Genomic DNA, 18,098 nt, shown 5'->3' on the forward strand with positions numbered 1-18,098 from the left:
CGAGAAGCACACAACCGCATACGCACTCCCCATCAGGCCCAGCCGCCCACCGGCGGCTGGGTCTCCTGGGCCACCCCTGACCACTCCTCCCGGAGTCCCCTTTGGCCACAGGCACTGAACCACCCCGGCAGCTGACCGGCGTCCACGACGCCACCCGGGCCGCGATCCCGGCCCGGCACCTCCGCACCGACCGCTGGTGGCTGGCCCCCGCCGCCACCGCGGCCGGGCTGCTCGCCTTCATCGTCTACTCGACCTGGCGGGCCTTCGCGAACGCCGACTACTACGCGGCGCCGTACGTCTCCCCGTTCTACTCGCCGTGTCTGGCGGAGAACTGCGTCCCGATGAAGGACGGCCCCAACTGGGAGATCTTCGGCAGCTGGTGGGGGCTCTCCCCCGCCCTGCTGATCCTGATCTTCCCGCTCGGCTTCCGGCTGACCTGCTACTACTACCGCAAGGCCTACTACCGGGGCTTCTGGGCCTCGCCGCCGGCCTGCGCGGTCGCCGAACCGCACACGAAGTACACCGGTGAGACCCGCTTCCCGCTGATCTTCCAGAACCTGCACCGCTACTTCTTCTACGCGGCGGTGCCGGTCGCGGCCATCCTCACCTACGACACCGTGCTGACCTTCCGCGACGAGCAGTACGAGTGGGGCCACATGGGCCTCGGCACCCTGATCTTCCTCGCCAACATCGTGCTGATCTGGGCGTACACCCTGTCCTGCCACTCCTGCCGGCACATCATCGGCGGCCGGCTGCGGCACTTCTCGAAGCACCCGGTGCGCTACCGGCTGTGGGGCTGGGTCGGGAAGCTCAACTCCCGGCACATGCAGCTCGCCTGGGCCTCCCTGCTGTCCGTGGCGGCCTGCGACTTCTACGTGTACCTGCTCGCCACCGGCGCCATCACCGACCCGAGGATCTTCTGACATGGCTCAAGTCGACCGGCAGCAGTGGGACGTGGTCGTGGTCGGCGCGGGGGGCGCCGGCCTGCGCGCCGCGATCGAGGCCCGCGAGCAGGGCGCCCGTACCGCCGTGATCTGCAAGTCCCTGTTCGGCAAGGCGCACACGGTGATGGCCGAGGGCGGCATCGCCGCCTCCATGGGCAACGTCAACGAAGGCGACAACTGGCAGGTCCACTTCCGCGACACCATGCGCGGCGGGAAGTTCCTCAACCAGTGGCGGATGGCCGAGCTGCACGCGAAGGAAGCACCTGACCGGGTCTGGGAACTGGAGACCTGGGGCGCGCTGTTCGACCGTACGCCCGACGGGAAGATCTCCCAGCGCAACTTCGGCGGCCACGAGTACCCGCGGCTCGCACACGTGGGCGACCGCACCGGCCTGGAACTGATCCGCACCCTCCAGCAGAAGATCGTCCAGCTCCAGCAGCAGGACTTCAAGGAGACGGGCGACTACGAGTCCCGCTTGAAGGTCTTCCAGGAGTGCACGGTCACACGGATCCTCAAAGACGGTGAACGCGTCTCCGGAACCTTCTGCTACGAGCGCGAATCCGGCCGCTTCTTCGTCCTGGAGGCCCCCGCGGTGGTCCTGGCCACCGGCGGCATCGGCAAGTCCTTCAAGACCACCTCCAACTCCTGGGAATACACCGGCGACGGCCACGCCCTCGCCCTGCTCGCGGGCGCACCGCTGCTCAACATGGAGTTCGTCCAGTTCCACCCCACCGGCATGGTCTGGCCCCCCTCGGTCAAGGGCATCCTCGTCACCGAATCCGTCCGCGGAGACGGCGGCGTGCTGCGCAACAGCGAGGGCAAGCGGTTCATGTTCGACTACGTCCCGGACGTCTTCAAGGAGAAGTACGCCGAGTCCGAGGCGGAGGGCGACCGCTGGTACGAGGACCCGGACAACAACCGGCGCCCCCCGGAGCTGCTCCCCCGCGACGAGGTGGCCCGCGCCATCAACTCCGAGGTCAAGGCGGGCCGCGGCACCCCGCACGGCGGCGTCTACCTGGACGTCTCCACCCGCATGCCGGCCGAACGGATCAAGCGCCGGCTGCCGTCCATGTACCACCAGTTCAAGGAACTGGCGGACGTGGACATCACCGCCGAACCCATGGAGGTCGGCCCGACCTGCCACTACGTGATGGGCGGCATCGCCGTCGACTCGGACACCGCGGCCACGGTCGGGGTCCCCGGGCTGTTCGCGGCGGGCGAGGTGGCCGGCGGCATGCACGGCTCCAACCGGCTCGGCGGCAACTCCCTCTCCGACCTGCTGGTCTTCGGCCGCCGGGCCGGACTGCACGCGGCGGAGTACGCGGCGGACTACGGGGGCGGGCAGGCAGCCCGGGTCACCGCGCAGGACCGCCCGGCCGTCGACCAGGCGCAGGTGGACGAGGCGTCCGCGGAAGCCCTGGCCCCCTTCCGGGCGGACGAGGGCGCGGAGAACCCGTACACCCTCCACCAGGAGCTCCAGCAGACCATGAACGACCTGGTGGGCATCATCCGCCGGGAGGGTGAGATGCAGCAGGCCCTCGGCCGGCTGCGGGCCCTGCGGGTCCGGGCCGCCCGGGCCGGCGTCGAGGGCCACCGCCAGTTCAACCCGGGCTGGCACCTAGCCCTGGACCTCCGGAACATGCTGCTGGTCAGCGAATGCGTGGCCCGCGCCGCACTGGAGCGCACCGAGAGCCGCGGCGGCCACACCCGCGAGGACTGCCCGGCCATGGAGCGCGACTGGCGCCCGGTGAACCTGATCTGCCACCCGGTCACCCCCGCGCCCGCCGACCCCGCGGCCGACCGCATCCACCTGGTCCGCTCCCGCACCGAACCCATCCGCCCCGACCTGCTGGCGCTCTTCGAGAAGGAAGAGCTGGTCAAGTACCTCGCCGAAGAGGAGCTCTACGAGTGACTGCGACTGGAACCGGGACAGGTACCGGTTACGACGCCCGCTTCCGGATCTGGCGGGGCGACGCCGAGAGTGGATCGCTGAAGGACTTCACCGTCGAGGTGCACGAGGGCGAGGTGGTCCTCGACATCGTGCACCGCCTGCAGGCCACCCAGGCGGCGGACCTGGCGGTCCGCTGGAACTGCAAGGCGGGCAAGTGCGGTTCGTGCAGCGCAGAGATCAACGGCCGGCCGCGCCTGCTGTGCATGACCCGCATGTCGACGTTCGACCCCTCCGAAACGATCACGGTCACCCCGCTCCGCGCCTTCCCCGTCATCCGCGACCTGGTGACGGACGTGTCCTTCAACTACCAGAAGGCACGCGAGGTCCCGGCGTTCGTCCCGCCCCGGGATCTGGCCCCGGGCGAGTACCGGATGCAGCAGGTGGACGTGGACCGCTCGCAGGAGTTCCGGAAGTGCATCGAGTGCTTCCTGTGCCAGGACACCTGCCATGTGGTGCGTGACCACGAGGAGAACAAGCCGGCCTTCGCCGGCCCCCGCTTCCTGATGCGGGTCGCCGAACTGGACATGCACCCGCTGGACGCGGCTTCGGAGGCGGGCCTGGACCGCAAGCGGACGGCCCAGGAGGAACACGGGCTGGGCTACTGCAACATCACCAAGTGCTGCACGGAGGTCTGCCCCGAAGGCATCAAGATCACCGACAACGCGCTGATCCCCCTGAAGGAACGCGCGGTGGACCGCAAGTACGACCCGTTGGTCTGGCTCGGCTCCAAAATCACCCGCCGCAACGCCTGACCCCCTGGACCCACGGGCCCGCCCCATCCACCGCGCCGCTCGGGGGCGTGGCGGCTCCGGGGCGGGCCCGCTGGTTACCCCCTCCCGCCCGCGTGGGGCGTGCGCTTGGGTGCGCTTGGGACGTGCGCTTGGGGCGTGCCCTGCCGGGCCGGGCCGGTCTGCCGGGCGGGGCCAGGGCATGGCCGGGGCTTCGCCCGGACGGAATCGAAGAAGCAGGCGGGGGGCCTTCCCGGCAGTCCCAGTGTCATTCCGTGTCCGTCCGCCCCGTCAAGGGCGCTCCCTCCGGTCGCGTCGCTTCGCGATGTCGCTCCGCTCCACCCTTGACAGACCGGCCGGCCCCGGAAAGACAAGGACTGTCGGGAAGCCCCGAAAGAAGGGCAGGGGGACAGGACCCCATGCGGCCATGCTCGGGAGGCCGGGCGGCGGCTGCCGCCCGACCGGCCGCCCTGCGGGCGGACAGCTCCACTCCCCCGAAACCAGACCCGGGCAGCAGGGCCGGAGGACAGGGCGCGCCGGATCGCTACGCGCTTCTCCCGGCCAAGCGTCCCCGCCCCGTCTGTGGCCGAACACAGGCCGCCCGCCGACCATCACGAGTGCAGGAGGCCAGGCGGCGGACGGATCGTCTGTGGCGAAAGAGGCCGAGACTTCGTTGCCTTGACGTCAGCGTCAAGGTCTAGCGTCGTACCCATGCGCATCGGCGAACTTGCGGAACGGGCAGGGGTCAGCACTCGGACTCTTCGTTATTACGAGTCCCGCGGGCTGCTCCCCGCCCGTCGTGCGGTCAACGGGTACCGCCTCTACGGCGACGACGACCTGCGGCTTGTGGAGCAGATCCGCACACTGCAGGACTTCGGGTTCGGTCTCGAGGAGACCCGCCCCTTCGTGGAATGCCTGCAGGCCGGACACCCGGCTGGGGATGCATGCCCCGCCTCGCTCGATGTGTACCGGAAGAAGTTGGCTGAACTCGATGTGTTGATAGACGAGTTGCAGGCGGTGCGCGACCAGGTGGGTGCGCAGTTGGTGCGGGCCGAGGCGCAACTGCCGGGCGGACCCGAGCCGCGGTGCGAACTGAGGGGATCAGGATGATCAAGGCAGCAGGAGTGGACGAGGTCACGGACGAGACGTTCGCCGACGAGGTGTTGAAGGCGGACCTTCCGGTGCTCGTGGAGTTCACCGCCGACTGGTGCGGTCCGTGCCGGCAGCTGGCGCCGGTGCTGAGCGCGATCGCGGGGGAGGAAAGGGACCGGATCAAGGTCGTACAGCTCGATGCGGACACCAATCCGGAGACGATGGCGGCGTACGGGGTGCTGTCGATGCCGACGCTCATGGTCTTCCGCAACGGCGAGCCGGTGAAGTCGATGGTGGGCGCCAGGGCCAAGCGACGACTGCTCCAGGACCTCGAAGAGGTGATGTGAGAGCAGCCATCCAGCCCGGTCCCCGCGCACACGGCGAGAGTCCCGTCCCGGGGGCGGGCTGGGATGGCCTTGGCGGCCGAATGACGGGGAGATGGAAGTCAGAGCCGGTCAGGCGACGACCAAGCGCCCAGGGCTCCGCCCATCCCGCCCGGATTGCCCGCATATAGCCGTCATTGGGTGACCCAAGACCGGCGGTGGTCGCTGAGACGGGAGAAGCGCGTGGCGATCGATGGCGGCTGATGTCCGGCCACGGACGGTCCGGGGACGCTATGCCGAGAGAAGCGCGTAGCGATCTGGTGCGCCCGGGATCGGGCCCGGCTGCCCGGGCCTGGCTTCGGGGAGATGGAGCTGTCCGCCCGGAGGGCGGCCGGTCGGGCGGCAGCCGCCGGGCAAGCTGCTGGGCGGGGCCGCATGGGGTCCTGTCCCCCTGCCCTTCTTTCGGGGCTTCCCGACAGTCCTTGTCTTTCCGGGGCCGGCCGGCCTGTCAAGGGTGGAGCGCAGCGACATCGCGAAGCGACGCGACGAAGGAGCGCCCTTGACAGGGCGGACGGACACGGAATGACACTGGGACTGCCGGGAAGGCCCCCCGCCTGCTCCTTCGATTCCGCCCAGGCGAAGCCCCGGCCATCCCCTGGCCCCGCCCAACAGAACAGCCCGGCCTGGCTGGCCACGCCCCATCCGACTTCGCCCAACAGTTGAGCGGGGTCGCGGCCCGGTGGGCCGCTGCGCGGGGCCTTCCCCCACCCCGCCCCTCCCCGAAACCGGGCTCCGCCCGGACCCGCGCCTCAAACGCCGACGAGGCTGGAGAGCGGGGCCACGGCCCGACCCCGCAGCCGACCCCCGCCGAGGTTGGAGAGCGGGGTCTCGGCTCGGCCCGGCAGCTCGCCCCCGCCGGGGCTGGAGAGCGGGGTCTCGGCTCGGTCCCGCCGCCGACCCGCGCCGAGGCTGGAGAGCGGGGTCTCGGCTCGGCCCCGCGGCCGACCCCCGCTGAGGGGGAAAGCGGGCTCCGGCCCGGCGGCTGGGCGGGTACCCGCCCCAGCCGGCCAGCGGGCCGGGCCGTGCGCCACGCAGCCCCGGCCCGCGTCCGGACTCCCGGCTGGGCGAAGCCCCCAGGGGTGGGTGGCACACCCCCGCCCGGGCCCGGCCCCGAGCGGGAGGCAAAGAAGTGCGCCCGCGGCATGCGCCCGTATGCCTCGCCGGGCCGGTAAGTGGGCCCGCGCCGTGGGCCCCTGCGCCCCGCAGGGGCGAGGAGCGCGCCCGCGCCGTGGGCCCCGTACGCCTGGTCGGGGCGCGGAGCGTCCCTGCGTCGTGTGCGCGGCGGCAGCGAAGGAGCGGGTGTGGCGTGTGGGGTCGTACGCGGGGCGGGGGAATGACTGTGGGGTGGGGGGAGTTGGGGTGATCATGACTGACGTACTGCGTTATACCGCGTTCTCCGACGACCCCGACGGCGGCAACCCCGCCGGCGTCGTGTTGGACGCCTCCGGGCTGGACGAGGCTGCGATGCTCGGCATCGCCGCCGAGCTCGGATACAGCGAGACCGCCTTTCTGACTGCGCCGCCGGAAGGGCTGGGCGGGGAGGACGGGCGGGCCTTCACCGTCCGGTACTTCAGCCCGAAGACGGAGGTGCCGTTCTGCGGCCACGCCACTGTGGCCACCGCCGTGGCGCTGGGCGAGCGGATCGGACCCGGCGAGCTGCTGTTCGCCACGCAGGCCGGGCCCGTGCCGGTGTCGGTGGTCCGTACGGACGAAGGCGGCCTGCGCGCCACCCTCACCAGCGTGCAGCCGCAGGTCGAAGAGGTGGAACCGGCCGACCTCGACGAGGCGCTGGCCGCCCTGGACTGGCCGGCCGCCGACCTGGACCCTGCGCTGCCGCCGCGGATCGCCTACGCGGGCGCCCGCCACTTGGTCCTGGGTGCCGCCACCCGGGCCCGGCTCGCCGATCTGGCGTACGACTTCGCCCGGCTGGAGGTGCTGATGCGGCGCCTGGACCTGATCACCGTCCAGCTGGTCCACCGGGCCGCGGACCTCGTCTTCCACGTCCGGGACCCCTTCCCGGTCGGCGGGGTCGTCGAGGACCCGGCCACCGGCGCGGCGGCCGCCGCGTTCGGCGCGTACGCGCGGGAGCTCGGGCTGGTTCCGGCGGATGCCGTGCTCACCCTGCACCAGGGGGAGGACATGGGCCGGCCGGGAGTGCTGACGGTGGAGCTGCGCGCGGGCGATCCGCGTGTGCGGGTGGGCGGCGCTGGGACCCGGATCGCCTGACGGCTGCCGCCAGGGGTCGTCGACACCCCCGACCTCGGTGTCCGGCCGCCGAGTCGGGAGTGTCGCCGGCACCCGACGCTGGTGACCGGCCGCCGGGTTGGGAGTGTCCCCGGCCCCCGGCGCTGGTGTCCGGACCCCGAGCCGACGGTTCCGGCCCTGACGCTCGGTGTCCGGCCGCCGGGCCAGGAGCCCCCGGCCCTCGGTGTCCGGCCGCCGGGCCAGGAGTCCCCGGCCCTCGGTGTCCGGCCGCCGGGCCGGAGTCCCCCACACCCCCGGCCCTCCGTGTCCGGCCGCCGGGCCGGGCGGTCGCGGTGGGCCGGCGGGCTATGACGCCGTTGCCGAGACCACGCCCTGGGCCTGGGCCACGAACACCACGCCCTTGCCCGGGGCCGCCGCCGGGGGGATCACCACTGCCTGGGTGGAGACCGATTCGCGGGTCAGGGTGTCGGTGAACTCGCCGCGCATCAGGGCGCGGACGCCCGGGGTCAGCGGGGAGACCGCGCCCCGTGCCGTCGGGTCCAGGGTCAGGTGGTCGGTGTGGCGGGAGGCGAAGAAGGCCAGTGCGCCGCCGTTCTTCGTGCGGAGGGCGAGCGGTGCGTACGTTCCCCCGTCGGCCGGGCGGTCCTCGAAGCGGGCCTTCAGGCCGGGCTGTTCCGCGTCCTTGGCGCGGGCCGCGCGGCGGCCGGTGGTGGCGCTGCCGGGGGCGAAGCCGCTCGGGGTGCCGTCGGCCAGCAGGCGGGCGTAGCGGCGGCCCAGTTCGGCGGGCGGTACCGACAGGTCCCGGGCGTCCGGGGCGACCGGTTCCACCCAGCCGGCCGGGGTCAGCCGGAATTCCGGGAGGTCGGCGCGCGAGACCACCGCGACGTACGCCACGTGCCATGTGCCGGGCTCGGTGGCGCGGGTGAACACCAGGACCACGCGGCTGTCGGCCTTGCCGGTGCCCTCGTCCCGGTTGCTGTCGGTGTCCACGACGAAGAAGCCGCCGTGTTCGGGGATGGCGAAGTTCGGGTCCGTCAGCCGGAGCGGCTCGGACTCGGGCGGGCCGGCCGGGGCGAGTGCCCGGTTGGCCCGCAGCCCGGCCTTCTTCGTTTCGGCGTACGGCCCGGTGGCCACCGCGTCCAGGAGGGACTCGTCGGAGGACTGCTCCGCGCGGTTGTAGGCCGCGAGGAAGGTGTCCAGGGCCGCCCGGGCCGTGCGCTCCGCCTCGGCTCTCGGTGACGGGCTCCGGTCCGGTTCCGGGTTCGCCGCGCACCCGGTCGCCGTCGCGGTCGCCGCCGTCAGCGCTGCCGCCACCAGCGCCGTCACCAGCTGCCGCCTGCTGCACATGGCTCCCGCTCTGCCCGCTCGCCCCCACCGACCGTCCGAACCCTACCGGGGCGAGGAACGGGGCCGGTGCCGGGATCAGGTACAGCGCCCACACCACGACCTGTGGCACGGTTCGGATCCGGCTGGAAGTCGAACGTGCCGTTCAGCGGACCGGGAGCACCAGGGGAGCCCCGGTCCGCGGGTGCGCCAGCACCTCCACCGGCTGTCGGTACACCCGGCTGAGGAGCCCGTCCTCGAACACCTCGGCCGGCGGACCGGCCGCCGCGATCCGGCCGTCGTGGAGGACGGCCGCCCGGTCCGCGTACGCGGCCGCCAGCCCCAGGTCGTGCAGGACGACGACCACCGCGTCCCCGGCCGCGGCCCGTTCCCGGCAGATCCGCAGCACCAGTTCCTGGTGGCGCAGGTCCAGCGCGGCGGTCGGCTCGTCGAGCAGCAGCAGCGGGGCGCGCTGGGCCAGCACGCGGGCCAGCGCCACCCGGGCCCGCTCCCCGCCGGACAGTGCGGAGAAGGACCGGGCGGCGAACCCGTCGGCCTCGGCGGCGGCCAGGGCGGCGGCCACTGCCGCCTCGTCCTCCTCCTCGTACGGGGTGCCGGCCCAGGGCGCGCGGCCCATCCGGACCACCTCCGCCACCTCGAACGGGAAGGACAGCGCGGCCGCTTGGGGGAGTACGGCGCGGCGCAGCGCGAGGTCGCGGGCCGACCATTCGCCGGCCGGGCGGCCGTCGATCCGTACCTCGCCCGCGGCGGCCGGCAGATCGGCGGCGAGGGCGGCCAGCAGGGTGGACTTGCCGGCCCCGTTCGGCCCGACCAGGGCGAGCACCTCGCCGGCGCGGGCGGTCAGGTCGATCCCGGCGAGCACCTCCCGCTGCCCGAGCCGGACATGCAGCCCGGCGGCCTCGGCGAGGGCGGTGCCGGGCGCGGACGGACCGGGGAGGACGGTCCGCCGGTTTCCGCCCAACAGCCCGGAGAGTTTCGATAGTTTGGTCGATTTGGCTGTTTTTGGTTTGGGTGGTTTGGGGTGCTTTTTGGTTGGTCTCATGCCCAGCCTCCTTGCCTGCGGCGGGTCCGGCGCAGCAGCCAGAAGAAGAACGGGCTGCCGAGCAGGGCGGTGAGCACGCCGAGGGGCAGTTCGGCGGGCTGGGCGAGGGTGCGGGCGGCCAGGTCGCCGGCCACCAGCACCACGGCTCCGGCGAGGGCGCTGCCGGGCACCAGGAAGCGGTGGCCCGGCCCGTTCGCCATCCGCAGCAGGTGCGGGACCAGCAGCCCGACGAAGGTGATGACCCCGGCGACGGCGACGGCGGCCGCGGTCAGCAGGGCGACCAGCAGGATCAGGGCGAGGCGCAGCCGCTCCACCTCCACGCCGAGGTGCCGGGCCGGGCGTTCGCCGAGCGAGAGCAGGTCGAGCCGTCGGGCGTGGAACGGTGCGAGGAGCAGTCCGGCCGCGGCGCAGGGGAGTACGGCCAGCACCTTCGGCCAGGTGGCCTGGGCGAGCGAGCCGAGCTGCCAGAAGGTGATCTGGTTGACCTGGCCGCTGTCCGCGAAGAAGACGAACAGGCCGATCAGGGCGCCCGCGAAGGCGTTGACGGCGATGCCGGTGAGGATGAGGGTGACCACTTCGGTCTTCCCGCCGCTGCGGGACAGCAGGTAGACGGCGCCGACGGTGACGAGGCCGGCGGCGAACGCGCAGGCGCTGACCGTCCAGTTGCCGAGGAAGGACAGCCCGAGCCCGATGGCGGCGACGGCGCCGACCGCGGCCCCCGCCGAGATGCCGATGACCCCGGGCTCGGCGAGCGGATTCCCGAACACGCCCTGCATGAGCGCGCCCGCGCAGCCGAGACTCGCCCCGACCAGCAGCGCGAGTACGACGCGGGGCAGCCGTACGTTCCAGAGCACGCTCTCCCCGACCCGGTCGAGCGGGGCTCCGCCGAGGCCGAGCCGGTGCTGTACGGAGCCCAGCACGTCGGCGGCGGGGATCCGGTAGGCGCCGGTGCCGGCGGCCAGCAGCGCGAGCGCGAGCAGCGCGGCGACGAGGGCGGCGGTGAGCAGCAGCGTTCGGCGCCGGGGCGGGCGGTCCCCGGCAGGGACGGAGGCGGGCGGTGCGGGAGGGTCGGGGGACGCGGGCGCCGGCGGGCCGTCCGGGCCGTCCGGGCCGGGTGTTTCGGTGGTGGCGGCGGAATTGGGGGCGGGGTCGCGCGGGGGATCGTACGGAAGGGTCACCGGGTCAGGCCTTGCCGGGGTGGTGGAGCTGCTGGATCAGGGAACGCAGGACCTGGTCGGTGCGGGGGCCGTAGTTGAGGAGGACGCCGTCGTCGACGGTGACCACCCGCCGGTCCAGGCCGGCCGGGGTCTGGGCGACGCCGGGGATCTTCACCAGGCCGTCGATCCCGCCGACCGAGTCGAGGCCCTTGGCCATGACCAGGATCGCGTCGGGCGCGGCGGCGACCAGTGCCTCGCTGGTGACCGGGGTGAAGTCCTTCGACAGCCCCGACTCCTTGCCCGCGTCCACCGCGCCGGCCGCTTCCAGCAGCGAGGACGCCCCGGAGTCGGCGCCGCCCAGCAGGTAGACGGAGGCGGTGCCCCGCAGGTAGAGGAAGGCCACCCGGGGCTTCTTCGCGGCGTTCGAGCCGGAGCCGGAGCCCGAGCCGGAGCCCGAGCCCGAGCTCGACCCCGACCCCGACCCGGAGCCTGAGTTCGGCCCCGACCCCGACCCCGGCCCGCCCGGGATGTCCTTGCGGGCGGCGCCGATCCGGTCGGCGGTGCGCCGGGTGAGCTCTTCGCCGGCCTGCCGGACGCCCAGCGCCCCGGCCACCGCACTGATCCGCCGGGGTACGTCGTCCAAGGACTTGGCGGGGGCGACGACCAGCAACGGGATGCCGGCGTCGCGGATCTGCCGGACGGCCTCGGCGGGGCCGGTGGTGGTCTCGGCGAGGACCAGGGTGGGGCGCAGCGAGAGCACGCTCTCCGCCGACACGTCGTGGGCCCGGGTCACCACCGGCAGCTGCGCGGCCTGTTCGAAGGTGGCGGTGATGTCGCGGGCGACCACCTGCCGGCCCAGTCCCAGGGTGTGGACGATCTCGTTCAGGCTGCCGGTCAGCGGCACGATCCGGTCCGCCGAGGTGACGGTGACCTGGCGGCCGTCGGCCGAGGGGACGGTCACGGGCAGCGCGGGCACCGGTACCGATGCGAGCGGCTCCACCCGGTCCGGCGCGGCGGCCGGCCGGGCCGAGGAGCCGGCCGCCGCGGTGTCCCCGGAGGTGTTCCCGGCGCAGCCGGCCACCGCCAGGGCCAGGGCCGAGATCAGGGCAACGGCCAGGCGGTGCAAGCGAATTGAAGCGTCGGGCGTAGGCACGAAGGCACCGTCCTGTCGTCCGGCTGAGGTTCTGGGGGCCGGGGTCTTGCCAAACCCGGGCGGGTGAAGCTTAGGTTAGCCTAACCTCACTTGCCAGACCTTGGAGGGGACTTTTCATGCCCGTCAGACCTGCCCGAGCCTCGTCCGCAGAGTCCCTGCGTGAGCTCCCGCCCCTGGCTCTGCCCCTCGCTCTGCCCCTGGCCCGGGTGCCGGTGGTTCTGCCGCTGGTCCTGCTGGCCGCACTGCTGGGCGTCCTGCTCCCCGCCGGCACCGCCGAGGCGGCGAGCCGCACCCTGCAGGGCGGCCGGCTCGACTGGGGCATCAAGTCCTCGTTCCAGAGTTATGTCACCGGGCCCATCGGAAAAGGCGCTTTCCGGCTGAAGGGCGGAGCCGCCACGGCCGGTGGAAGCCTGTTCCGCTTCCACTCCGCGACCGGCACCTACGACCCCGACACCGGCTCCCTCGACGCGGCCTTCAGCGGCGGGGTGCAGTTCCAGGGCCACCAGAAGCCGGACGGCAGTTGGGAACTGGACCTCACCCTCAGCCGGCCCACCGTCCGCATCTCCGGCGGCACCGGAACCCTCCATGTGGACGTCACCGGCAAGGCCAAGGACGGCGGCACCGTCACCACCCGGGCGCAGGTGCCCTTCGCCTCGCTCTCCCTGGGCGGCATCGACATGAAGGGCGGCGGCAGCCCCGTCACCTTGGACAACGTCCCGGCCACCCTCACCGAACAGGGCGCCGCCTCCTTCGCCGGCTACTACCCGGCCGGCACCCGGCTCGACCCCGTCTCGCTCTCCGCCGACGTGCGGGCGCAGGCCGCCGGACCGTCGCAGCAGCCGTCGGCCGCCCCGTCCGCCACCCCGGCCGGGCCGGGCTCCTTCGCCGACGCCGCCGTCGACTGGGGCGTCCGCCGCACCTTCCGCGAGTACGTCACCGGCTCCATCGGCCAGGGCCGGTGGACCCTCGCCGAGGGCGCCCGGGACGGCGGCGCACTGTTCCGCTTCCCGCAGGGCAAGGGCTCGTACGACGGCCGGAAGGGCACGCTTGACGCGGCCTTCGCCGGAACCGTCCACTTCACCGGGGCCCACCTCGACCTCAAGCTCGGCAAGGTCGCCGTCCGGATCGGCGACGGCAAGGGCGTCCTCAGCGCCGACGTCACCACCGGCGGCAGGACCGAACCGGCCGTCCCGCTGGTGGAGTTCGACGCCAAGGGACTCAAGGCCGACGGGCGGCTGGCCGTCCTCACCGAGGCGCCCGCCACCCTCACCGAGGGCGGCGCCAAGGCCTTCAACGCCATGTACAAGGCCGGCACCGAGATGGATCCGGTCTCCCTCGCCATCGCCCTCGACCCGGCGGCCGCCCTGCCCGCCCTCCCCGACCTCGGTTCCTCCGGCTCACCCGCACCGGCCCCCACCCCGTCCGCGGCCGACGGCACGAGCACGGGCACGGGGTCCACCGCCCCGCAGGCGGGGAAGGCCGGGCAAGCGGAGGAGGCCTCGAACGCCGGTCTGTACGCCGCCCTCGGCGCGGCCCTGCTCGTCCTGGCCGGCGGCGCCGCCTTCCTGCTGATCCGCAAACGCCGCGCCGCCGCAGCCCCGCAGGACTGACCTCCGACCTCCGATCCATCCACCCCCCTTTCCTCCCCTCGCATCCACGTTCAGGAGTAGACCGGCCATGTCCTCGTCCCACCGCCGCCCGATCGCCGTCGCGGCCGCCACCCTCACCGCCGCAGCCCTCGGCGCGACCGCCCTGATGCTCCCGGCGACCGCCGCGGAACGGCCCACCGGCCCGGTGAAGATCACCGGCGGCACCCTCGACTGGGGTGTGAAGGAGAGCTACCGGACGTACGTCACGGGCATGGCGGCCGGCCGGATCACCGTCGCGGACGGGGCACAGCGCAACGCCGACGGAACCTTCCGGTTCGGCGCCGCCACCGGCCAGTACGACCCGGCCGCCGGGCACGTCGTCAAGGCCGCCTTCAAGGGCAGCGTCACCTTCTTCTCGCCCGCCCCGCCCACCGGCCACGGCTTCGAGGTCAAGCTCTCCGACTTCCGCATCGACACCGGCACCAAGAAGGTGACCGCCGACGTCACCAAGGGCGGGAAGACCGCCCAGGACGTGCCGCTGGCCACCGCGGCCTTCGCCGGGCAGGCGATGAACGGCCTGGCCACCACCCTCACCAAGGAGGCGGCGGACGCCCTCGGTTCGGCCTCGTACGAGAACAAGCCGGGCGACCCGCTCACCGCGAAGCTGCAGTTCGAGCAGCCGAGGCCGCAGCCGCAGCCGTCCGGTACGTCCGCCGGGCCCACCACGGCGCCCGCCCCCACCAAGACCGCCCCCGCGACCCCGACCCCGGCACCCACGAAGACGAAGCCGGCGACGCCGACGAAGACCCCCGGCCGGACCACCGGCCCGGCCCCCGAGGGCCCGCAGAAGATCCTGAACGGCAAGGCCACCTGGGGCATGAAGGAGTCCTTCCGCCGGTACGTGCAGGGTGCGGGCGGTTCGGTGACCGCGGCGGGCGGGGCCGTCCGGAACGGGGAGCTCTTCGACTTCACCCTCGGCAAGGGCGAACTCGACGCCGAGAACAAGAAGCTGACCGCCTCGTTCAACGGAAGCCTGCACTTCCAGTACGCCGCCCACGGCATCGACATGACCTTCGGCAACCTGCGGGTCACCGCGGCGGGCCGGACCGGCACGCTGGTGCTCGACGTCAAGACCGCCTCCGGCACCCGCACCGGGATCCCCTTCGCCACCCTCGACCTGTCGAAGGCCGACTACCGCACCACCGGCGGGGTGCTCGCCCTGAACGCGGTCCCGGCCGTCCTCACCGCCGAGGGCGCGGCCGTCTTCGCCAACGGCACCACCGGCTCCATGTATCAGAAGGGGCAGGCGGTGGACCCGCTCACCCTCTCGGTGGCGGTGGACGGGGATGCCGCCCTTCCGTCCGGAACCGGCGGCTCCGCGGCGAGCGGAAGCGGTGGCGGGACCGGCGGCACCCCCGGCGGAGCGGGCACGGTCGGCGGCAATCTCGCCGCCACCGGCGCCGAAATCCCGGCCGGCAGCCTGCTCGCCGCCTCCGGCCTGGTGGTCGCGGCCGGCGCGGGCGCGGTCTTCGCCGCCCGCAGGCGTCGTACGTCCGGCAACTGACCGTGTTTCAATGCCCGCGTGAATGATCTCGACGTGCTCAAGGTGTTCTGTGCGGGCGACGGCAGCCACGGCAACGCGCTGGCGGTGGTCCGCGACGGCCGCACCTGCCCCGACGACGACGCCCGACAGGCGCTCGCCGCCGAACTCGGCTACAGCGAGACGGTGTTCGTCGACGACCCCGAACGCGGGATCGTCGACATCCGCACCCCCGGCACGCGGATGTCCTTCGCGGGACATCCGCTGGTCGGGGTCGCCTGGCTGCTGGACATCGAGGAGCTCAACCCGCCGGCCGGATCCGTATGGGCGCGCGACGACGGCGAGTTCACCTGGATCACGGCCCGCCCCGAATGGGTCACGGCCAAGCACACCCGGCAGTACGCAAGCCCCGCCGAGGTCGACGCCCTGCCGGCCCCGCCGCCTGGTGAGGGCTGGCTCTACGCCTGGGCGTGGGAGGACGAGACGGCGGGCCGGGTCCGGGCCCGCGGATTCCCGCGCCGGCCGGACGGAGTCATCGTGGAGGACGAGGCCACCGGCTCGGCGGCCCTGCTGTTGACGGCCCAGCTGAACCGCGCCCTGAACATCACCCAGGGCGCGGGTTCGCAGATCCTGACCGCGCCCGGACCCGACGGCGCGATCGAGATCGGCGGCCGGGTCCGCTTCGCCGACGCCATGATGCGATGACAGCGGCGTCGGAAGCTGTGTACGTTGAGCGGCGTTTGAGAACGGTCCTTTTCCAGGAGGTCATGTGACCAATCCGCCGCCCCAGCCGCCCGTACGGCCCGAGCCGTACGTCCCGCCGCAGCCGGTCTACCAGGCCGCCGCGGGCCAGCCGCCCGTCGCCGGGCCGCGGCGGCCGGGCAACCCCCTCGCGTTGATCGGAGGGGCGATAGCCGTCGCCTCGCTCGTCGTCACCGCGGTGTTCACCGTCCTGCTGTACGCCGACACGGTCGACACCGTGCCGGAGTACGAGGAGCAGCACCGGCTGAGCACCTGCGCGTACGCACACAAGGATCCCGACACGTGGGGTGACAACACGGAAGGGCTGAACTGCCACGAGCTCTACGGCATGTCGCAGGACGCCTGGGACAAGACCTACGGCGCCGACTTCGAGTCCGACGACTGAGGTGTCCCAAGCGGGTGAGGCCCCCGGACCGGGGGCCTCACCCGGCCGGGGGCCTTCGGGCCCGGACCGGGGTCAGGCGCTCAGCGGGAATTCCGCGCCGAGTTCGCGGAAGACCGCACCGTTGAAGTCGAAGGCCCGCTTGCACTCGTCGATGATGCGCTGCTTCTCCAGGTCGTCCGCGGCGATGGAGTCCAGCAGTTCGCGGTAGGTGCGCTTGAAGGCCGCCGGGTTCGCGATCGATTCGAAGACGTAGAACCGGACGCCGTCGCCCTTGCGCTCGAAGCCCCAGGTCCGCTCCGCCTTGTCGCGGATGATCTGGCCGCCCGAGAGGTCGCCGAGGTAGCGGGTGTAGTGGTGGGCCACGTAGCCGCCGGGCCATTCGGCCGCGCATTCCGCGACCCGGTCCGCGTACGCCCTGGTGGCGGGCAGGGCGGCGAGGGTCTCGCGCCACCGCGGGCCGCGCAGGTGGGCCAGGTCGCGCTCGATCTCGGCCACCCGCATCAGCTCCGGCCGGATGAACGGGCCGGCGACCGGGTCGTCCTTCAGGGCCGCGGCGCCGTCCTCCAGGGCCCGGTAGACGAACCACAGCTGCTCGGTGTAGCGCGCGTACGCGTCCACTCCGAGCCGGCCCCCCAGCAGGTCGCTCATGAAGGTCGAGGTTTCGGCCTCGGTGTGCTGCTCGTGCGACGCGACGCGGATGACCGTAGAGAAGGCGTCCAAGACAGGACCTCCGTGAGAGGGCGGACCAGGCGTGGCGGCCGCGCCGCCACACCCGATCCTGCTACTTAGGCTTACCTAAGTCAATGCGTTCCCGACGCGCTGTCGGCAAACGGCTCGATGGAGTTGTTCCCGACGTCGCGTCGGTAAAACCTTCTCGTGGTCTCCGGGGTTCTCCGGGGGAGGGCCGGGCGGACCGGGGAAGGGGCAGGAGGGTCAGGGGAGGGTCAGGATGTCCGCCCCGGTGTCCGTCACCACCAGCGTGTGCTCGAACTGTGCCGTCCGCTTCCGGTCCTTCGTCACGACCGTCCAGCCGTCCGACCACATGTCGTACTCGTGCGTGCCCAGCGTCAGCATCGGCTCGATGGTGAAGGTCATCCCCGGCTCGATGACCGTGGTGGCGTGCGGGCTGTCGTAGTGCGGAATGATCAGGCCGGAGTGGAAGGACGAGTTGATGCCGTGCCCGGTGAAGTCCCGGACCACGCCGTAGCCGAAGCGCTTCGCGTACGACTCGATGACCCGCCCGATGATGTTGATCTGGCGGCCGGGCTTGACCGACTTGATGGCCCGGTTCAGCGCCTCCCGGGTGCGCTCCACGAGCAGTCGCGACTCCTCGTCCACCTCACCGCACAGGTAGGTGGCGTTGTTGTCGCCGTGCACCCCGCCGATGTACGCCGTCACGTCCAGGTTCACGATGTCGCCGTCCCGCAGCACCGTCGAGTCCGGGATGCCGTGGCAGATGACCTCGTTCACCGAGGCGCACAGCGACTTCGGGAAGCCCCGGTACCCCAGCGTCGACGGGTACGCGCCGTGGTCGCACATGTAGTCGTGCGCCACCCGGTCCAGCTCGTCGGTGGTCACCCCGGGTGCGATCAGCTTGGCGGCCTCCTCCATCGCCTGCGCGGCGATCCGGCCGGCGGTGCGCATGGCCTCGATCGTCTCGGGCGTCTGCACCTCCGGACCCTTGTAAGGAGTGGGCGCGGGCTTCCCCACGTACTCGGGCCGGCGGATGTTTCCGGGTACGGAACGGGTGGGAGAGAGCTCCCCTGGTACGAGCAGCGACTGGCCAGACATGCAAGCGAGTGTATCCAGCGGGGATCGGGCAG

16 protein-coding genes are annotated in these 18,098 nt (G+C 72.8%); 10 read left to right on the forward strand and 6 right to left on the reverse strand.

Going from position 1 to position 18,098, the window contains the following annotated elements; all coding sequences use genetic code 11:
* The first annotated feature begins 101 nt into the window (after positions 1–101).
* The 6 genes from AB0447_RS04760 to AB0447_RS04785 all read left to right on the forward strand — a co-directional run bounded on the left by AB0447_RS04760 (position 102) and on the right by AB0447_RS04785 (position 7,324).
* The gene (locus AB0447_RS04760) at positions 102–923 is read left to right on the forward strand and encodes a hypothetical protein (RefSeq protein ID WP_366475001.1); all 822 of its coding nucleotides are present in this window, start codon (positions 102–104) and stop codon (positions 921–923) included.
* Position 924: 1 nt separating this feature from the next.
* Complete coding sequence (locus tag AB0447_RS04765; RefSeq protein WP_366475002.1) at positions 925–2,856, forward strand: fumarate reductase/succinate dehydrogenase flavoprotein subunit; 1,932 nt, start codon at positions 925–927, stop codon at positions 2,854–2,856.
* Positions 2,853–3,647: a succinate dehydrogenase/fumarate reductase iron-sulfur subunit gene (locus AB0447_RS04770; protein WP_366475003.1), complete on the forward strand. Its 795-nt coding sequence runs from the start codon at positions 2,853–2,855 to the stop codon at positions 3,645–3,647. Before AB0447_RS04765 ends, AB0447_RS04770 begins: the two co-directional genes overlap by 4 nt.
* 687 nt (positions 3,648–4,334) lie before the next feature.
* Positions 4,335–4,733, forward strand: coding sequence for a MerR family transcriptional regulator (locus tag AB0447_RS04775; RefSeq protein ID WP_366475004.1), 399 nt, complete (start codon positions 4,335–4,337; stop codon positions 4,731–4,733).
* Positions 4,730–5,062: a thioredoxin gene (gene trxA / locus AB0447_RS04780; RefSeq protein WP_366475005.1), complete on the forward strand. Its 333-nt coding sequence runs from the start codon at positions 4,730–4,732 to the stop codon at positions 5,060–5,062. Before AB0447_RS04775 ends, trxA begins: the two co-directional genes overlap by 4 nt.
* A gap of 1,401 nt (positions 5,063–6,463) precedes the next feature.
* On the forward strand, positions 6,464–7,324 hold the full coding sequence (locus tag AB0447_RS04785; RefSeq protein ID WP_366475006.1) for a PhzF family phenazine biosynthesis isomerase: 861 nt from the start codon (positions 6,464–6,466) through the stop codon (positions 7,322–7,324).
* A 324-nt stretch (positions 7,325–7,648) separates the two neighbouring features.
* On the opposite strand, the gene AB0447_RS04790 is transcribed toward AB0447_RS04785, so the two are convergent.
* From AB0447_RS04790 to AB0447_RS04805, 4 genes are all read right to left on the reverse strand, one after another.
* Positions 7,649–8,650, reverse strand: a complete 1,002-nt coding sequence (locus AB0447_RS04790) for a hypothetical protein (RefSeq protein ID WP_366475007.1) — start codon at positions 8,648–8,650, stop codon at positions 7,649–7,651.
* 142 nt (positions 8,651–8,792) lie between these two features.
* The gene (locus AB0447_RS04795; protein ID WP_366475008.1) at positions 8,793–9,689 is read right to left on the reverse strand and encodes a heme ABC transporter ATP-binding protein; all 897 of its coding nucleotides are present in this window, start codon (positions 9,687–9,689) and stop codon (positions 8,793–8,795) included.
* A complete protein-coding gene (locus AB0447_RS04800) occupies positions 9,686–10,867 on the reverse strand; it encodes an iron ABC transporter permease (protein ID WP_366475009.1) in 1,182 nt (393 codons plus the stop codon). The genes AB0447_RS04795 and AB0447_RS04800 overlap by 4 nt, the downstream gene beginning before the upstream one ends.
* Before the next feature lie 4 nt (positions 10,868–10,871).
* Positions 10,872–11,972: an ABC transporter substrate-binding protein gene (locus tag AB0447_RS04805; RefSeq protein WP_366475010.1), complete on the reverse strand. Its 1,101-nt coding sequence runs from the start codon at positions 11,970–11,972 to the stop codon at positions 10,872–10,874.
* A gap of 143 nt (positions 11,973–12,115) precedes the next feature.
* Here AB0447_RS04805 and AB0447_RS04810 point away from each other — a divergent pair, with 143 nt between their 5' ends.
* The 4 genes from AB0447_RS04810 to AB0447_RS04825 all read left to right on the forward strand — a co-directional run bounded on the left by AB0447_RS04810 (position 12,116) and on the right by AB0447_RS04825 (position 16,275).
* Positions 12,116–13,609, forward strand: a complete 1,494-nt coding sequence (locus AB0447_RS04810) for an HtaA domain-containing protein (protein ID WP_366475011.1) — start codon at positions 12,116–12,118, stop codon at positions 13,607–13,609.
* 67 nt (positions 13,610–13,676) lie between these two features.
* Complete coding sequence (locus AB0447_RS04815) at positions 13,677–15,152, forward strand: HtaA domain-containing protein (RefSeq protein ID WP_366475012.1); 1,476 nt, start codon at positions 13,677–13,679, stop codon at positions 15,150–15,152.
* 18 nt (positions 15,153–15,170) lie between these two features.
* A complete protein-coding gene (locus tag AB0447_RS04820) occupies positions 15,171–15,833 on the forward strand; it encodes a PhzF family phenazine biosynthesis protein (RefSeq protein ID WP_366475013.1) in 663 nt (220 codons plus the stop codon).
* Positions 15,834–15,897: 64 nt separating this feature from the next.
* The gene (locus tag AB0447_RS04825; RefSeq protein WP_366475014.1) at positions 15,898–16,275 is read left to right on the forward strand and encodes a hypothetical protein; all 378 of its coding nucleotides are present in this window, start codon (positions 15,898–15,900) and stop codon (positions 16,273–16,275) included.
* 72 nt (positions 16,276–16,347) lie between these two features.
* Here the strand turns inward: AB0447_RS04825 and AB0447_RS04830 are convergent, their stop codons facing one another.
* Both AB0447_RS04830 and map read right to left on the reverse strand, forming a co-directional pair.
* Positions 16,348–16,995, reverse strand: coding sequence for a biliverdin-producing heme oxygenase (locus tag AB0447_RS04830; protein ID WP_366475015.1), 648 nt, complete (start codon positions 16,993–16,995; stop codon positions 16,348–16,350).
* 213 nt (positions 16,996–17,208) lie between these two features.
* Positions 17,209–18,066, reverse strand: coding sequence for a type I methionyl aminopeptidase (gene map, locus AB0447_RS04835; protein WP_366475016.1), 858 nt, complete (start codon positions 18,064–18,066; stop codon positions 17,209–17,211).
* Positions 18,067–18,098 lie beyond the last annotated feature (32 nt).

The organism is Streptomyces sp. NPDC051211 (genome assembly GCF_040689505.1).
In the GTDB taxonomy this organism is placed as follows: domain Bacteria; phylum Actinomycetota; class Actinomycetes; order Streptomycetales; family Streptomycetaceae; genus Streptomyces.

Coding starts and splice junctions, on each gene's coding strand:
- AB0447_RS04765 (WP_366475002.1), top strand. CDS start 925: ATGGCTCAAGTCGACCGGCAGCAGTGGGACGTGGTCGTGGTCGGCGCG.
- AB0447_RS04775 (WP_366475004.1), top strand. CDS start 4,335: ATGCGCATCGGCGAACTTGCGGAACGGGCAGGGGTCAGCACTCGGACT.
- trxA (WP_366475005.1), top strand. CDS start 4,730: ATGATCAAGGCAGCAGGAGTGGACGAGGTCACGGACGAGACGTTCGCC.
- AB0447_RS04785 (WP_366475006.1), top strand. CDS start 6,464: ATGACTGACGTACTGCGTTATACCGCGTTCTCCGACGACCCCGACGGC.
- AB0447_RS04790 (WP_366475007.1), bottom strand. CDS start 8,650: ATGTGCAGCAGGCGGCAGCTGGTGACGGCGCTGGTGGCGGCAGCGCTG.
- AB0447_RS04795 (WP_366475008.1), bottom strand. CDS start 9,689: ATGAGACCAACCAAAAAGCACCCCAAACCACCCAAACCAAAAACAGCC.
- AB0447_RS04810 (WP_366475011.1), top strand. CDS start 12,116: ATGCCCGTCAGACCTGCCCGAGCCTCGTCCGCAGAGTCCCTGCGTGAG.
- AB0447_RS04815 (WP_366475012.1), top strand. CDS start 13,677: ATGTCCTCGTCCCACCGCCGCCCGATCGCCGTCGCGGCCGCCACCCTC.
- map (WP_366475016.1), bottom strand. CDS start 18,066: ATGTCTGGCCAGTCGCTGCTCGTACCAGGGGAGCTCTCTCCCACCCGT.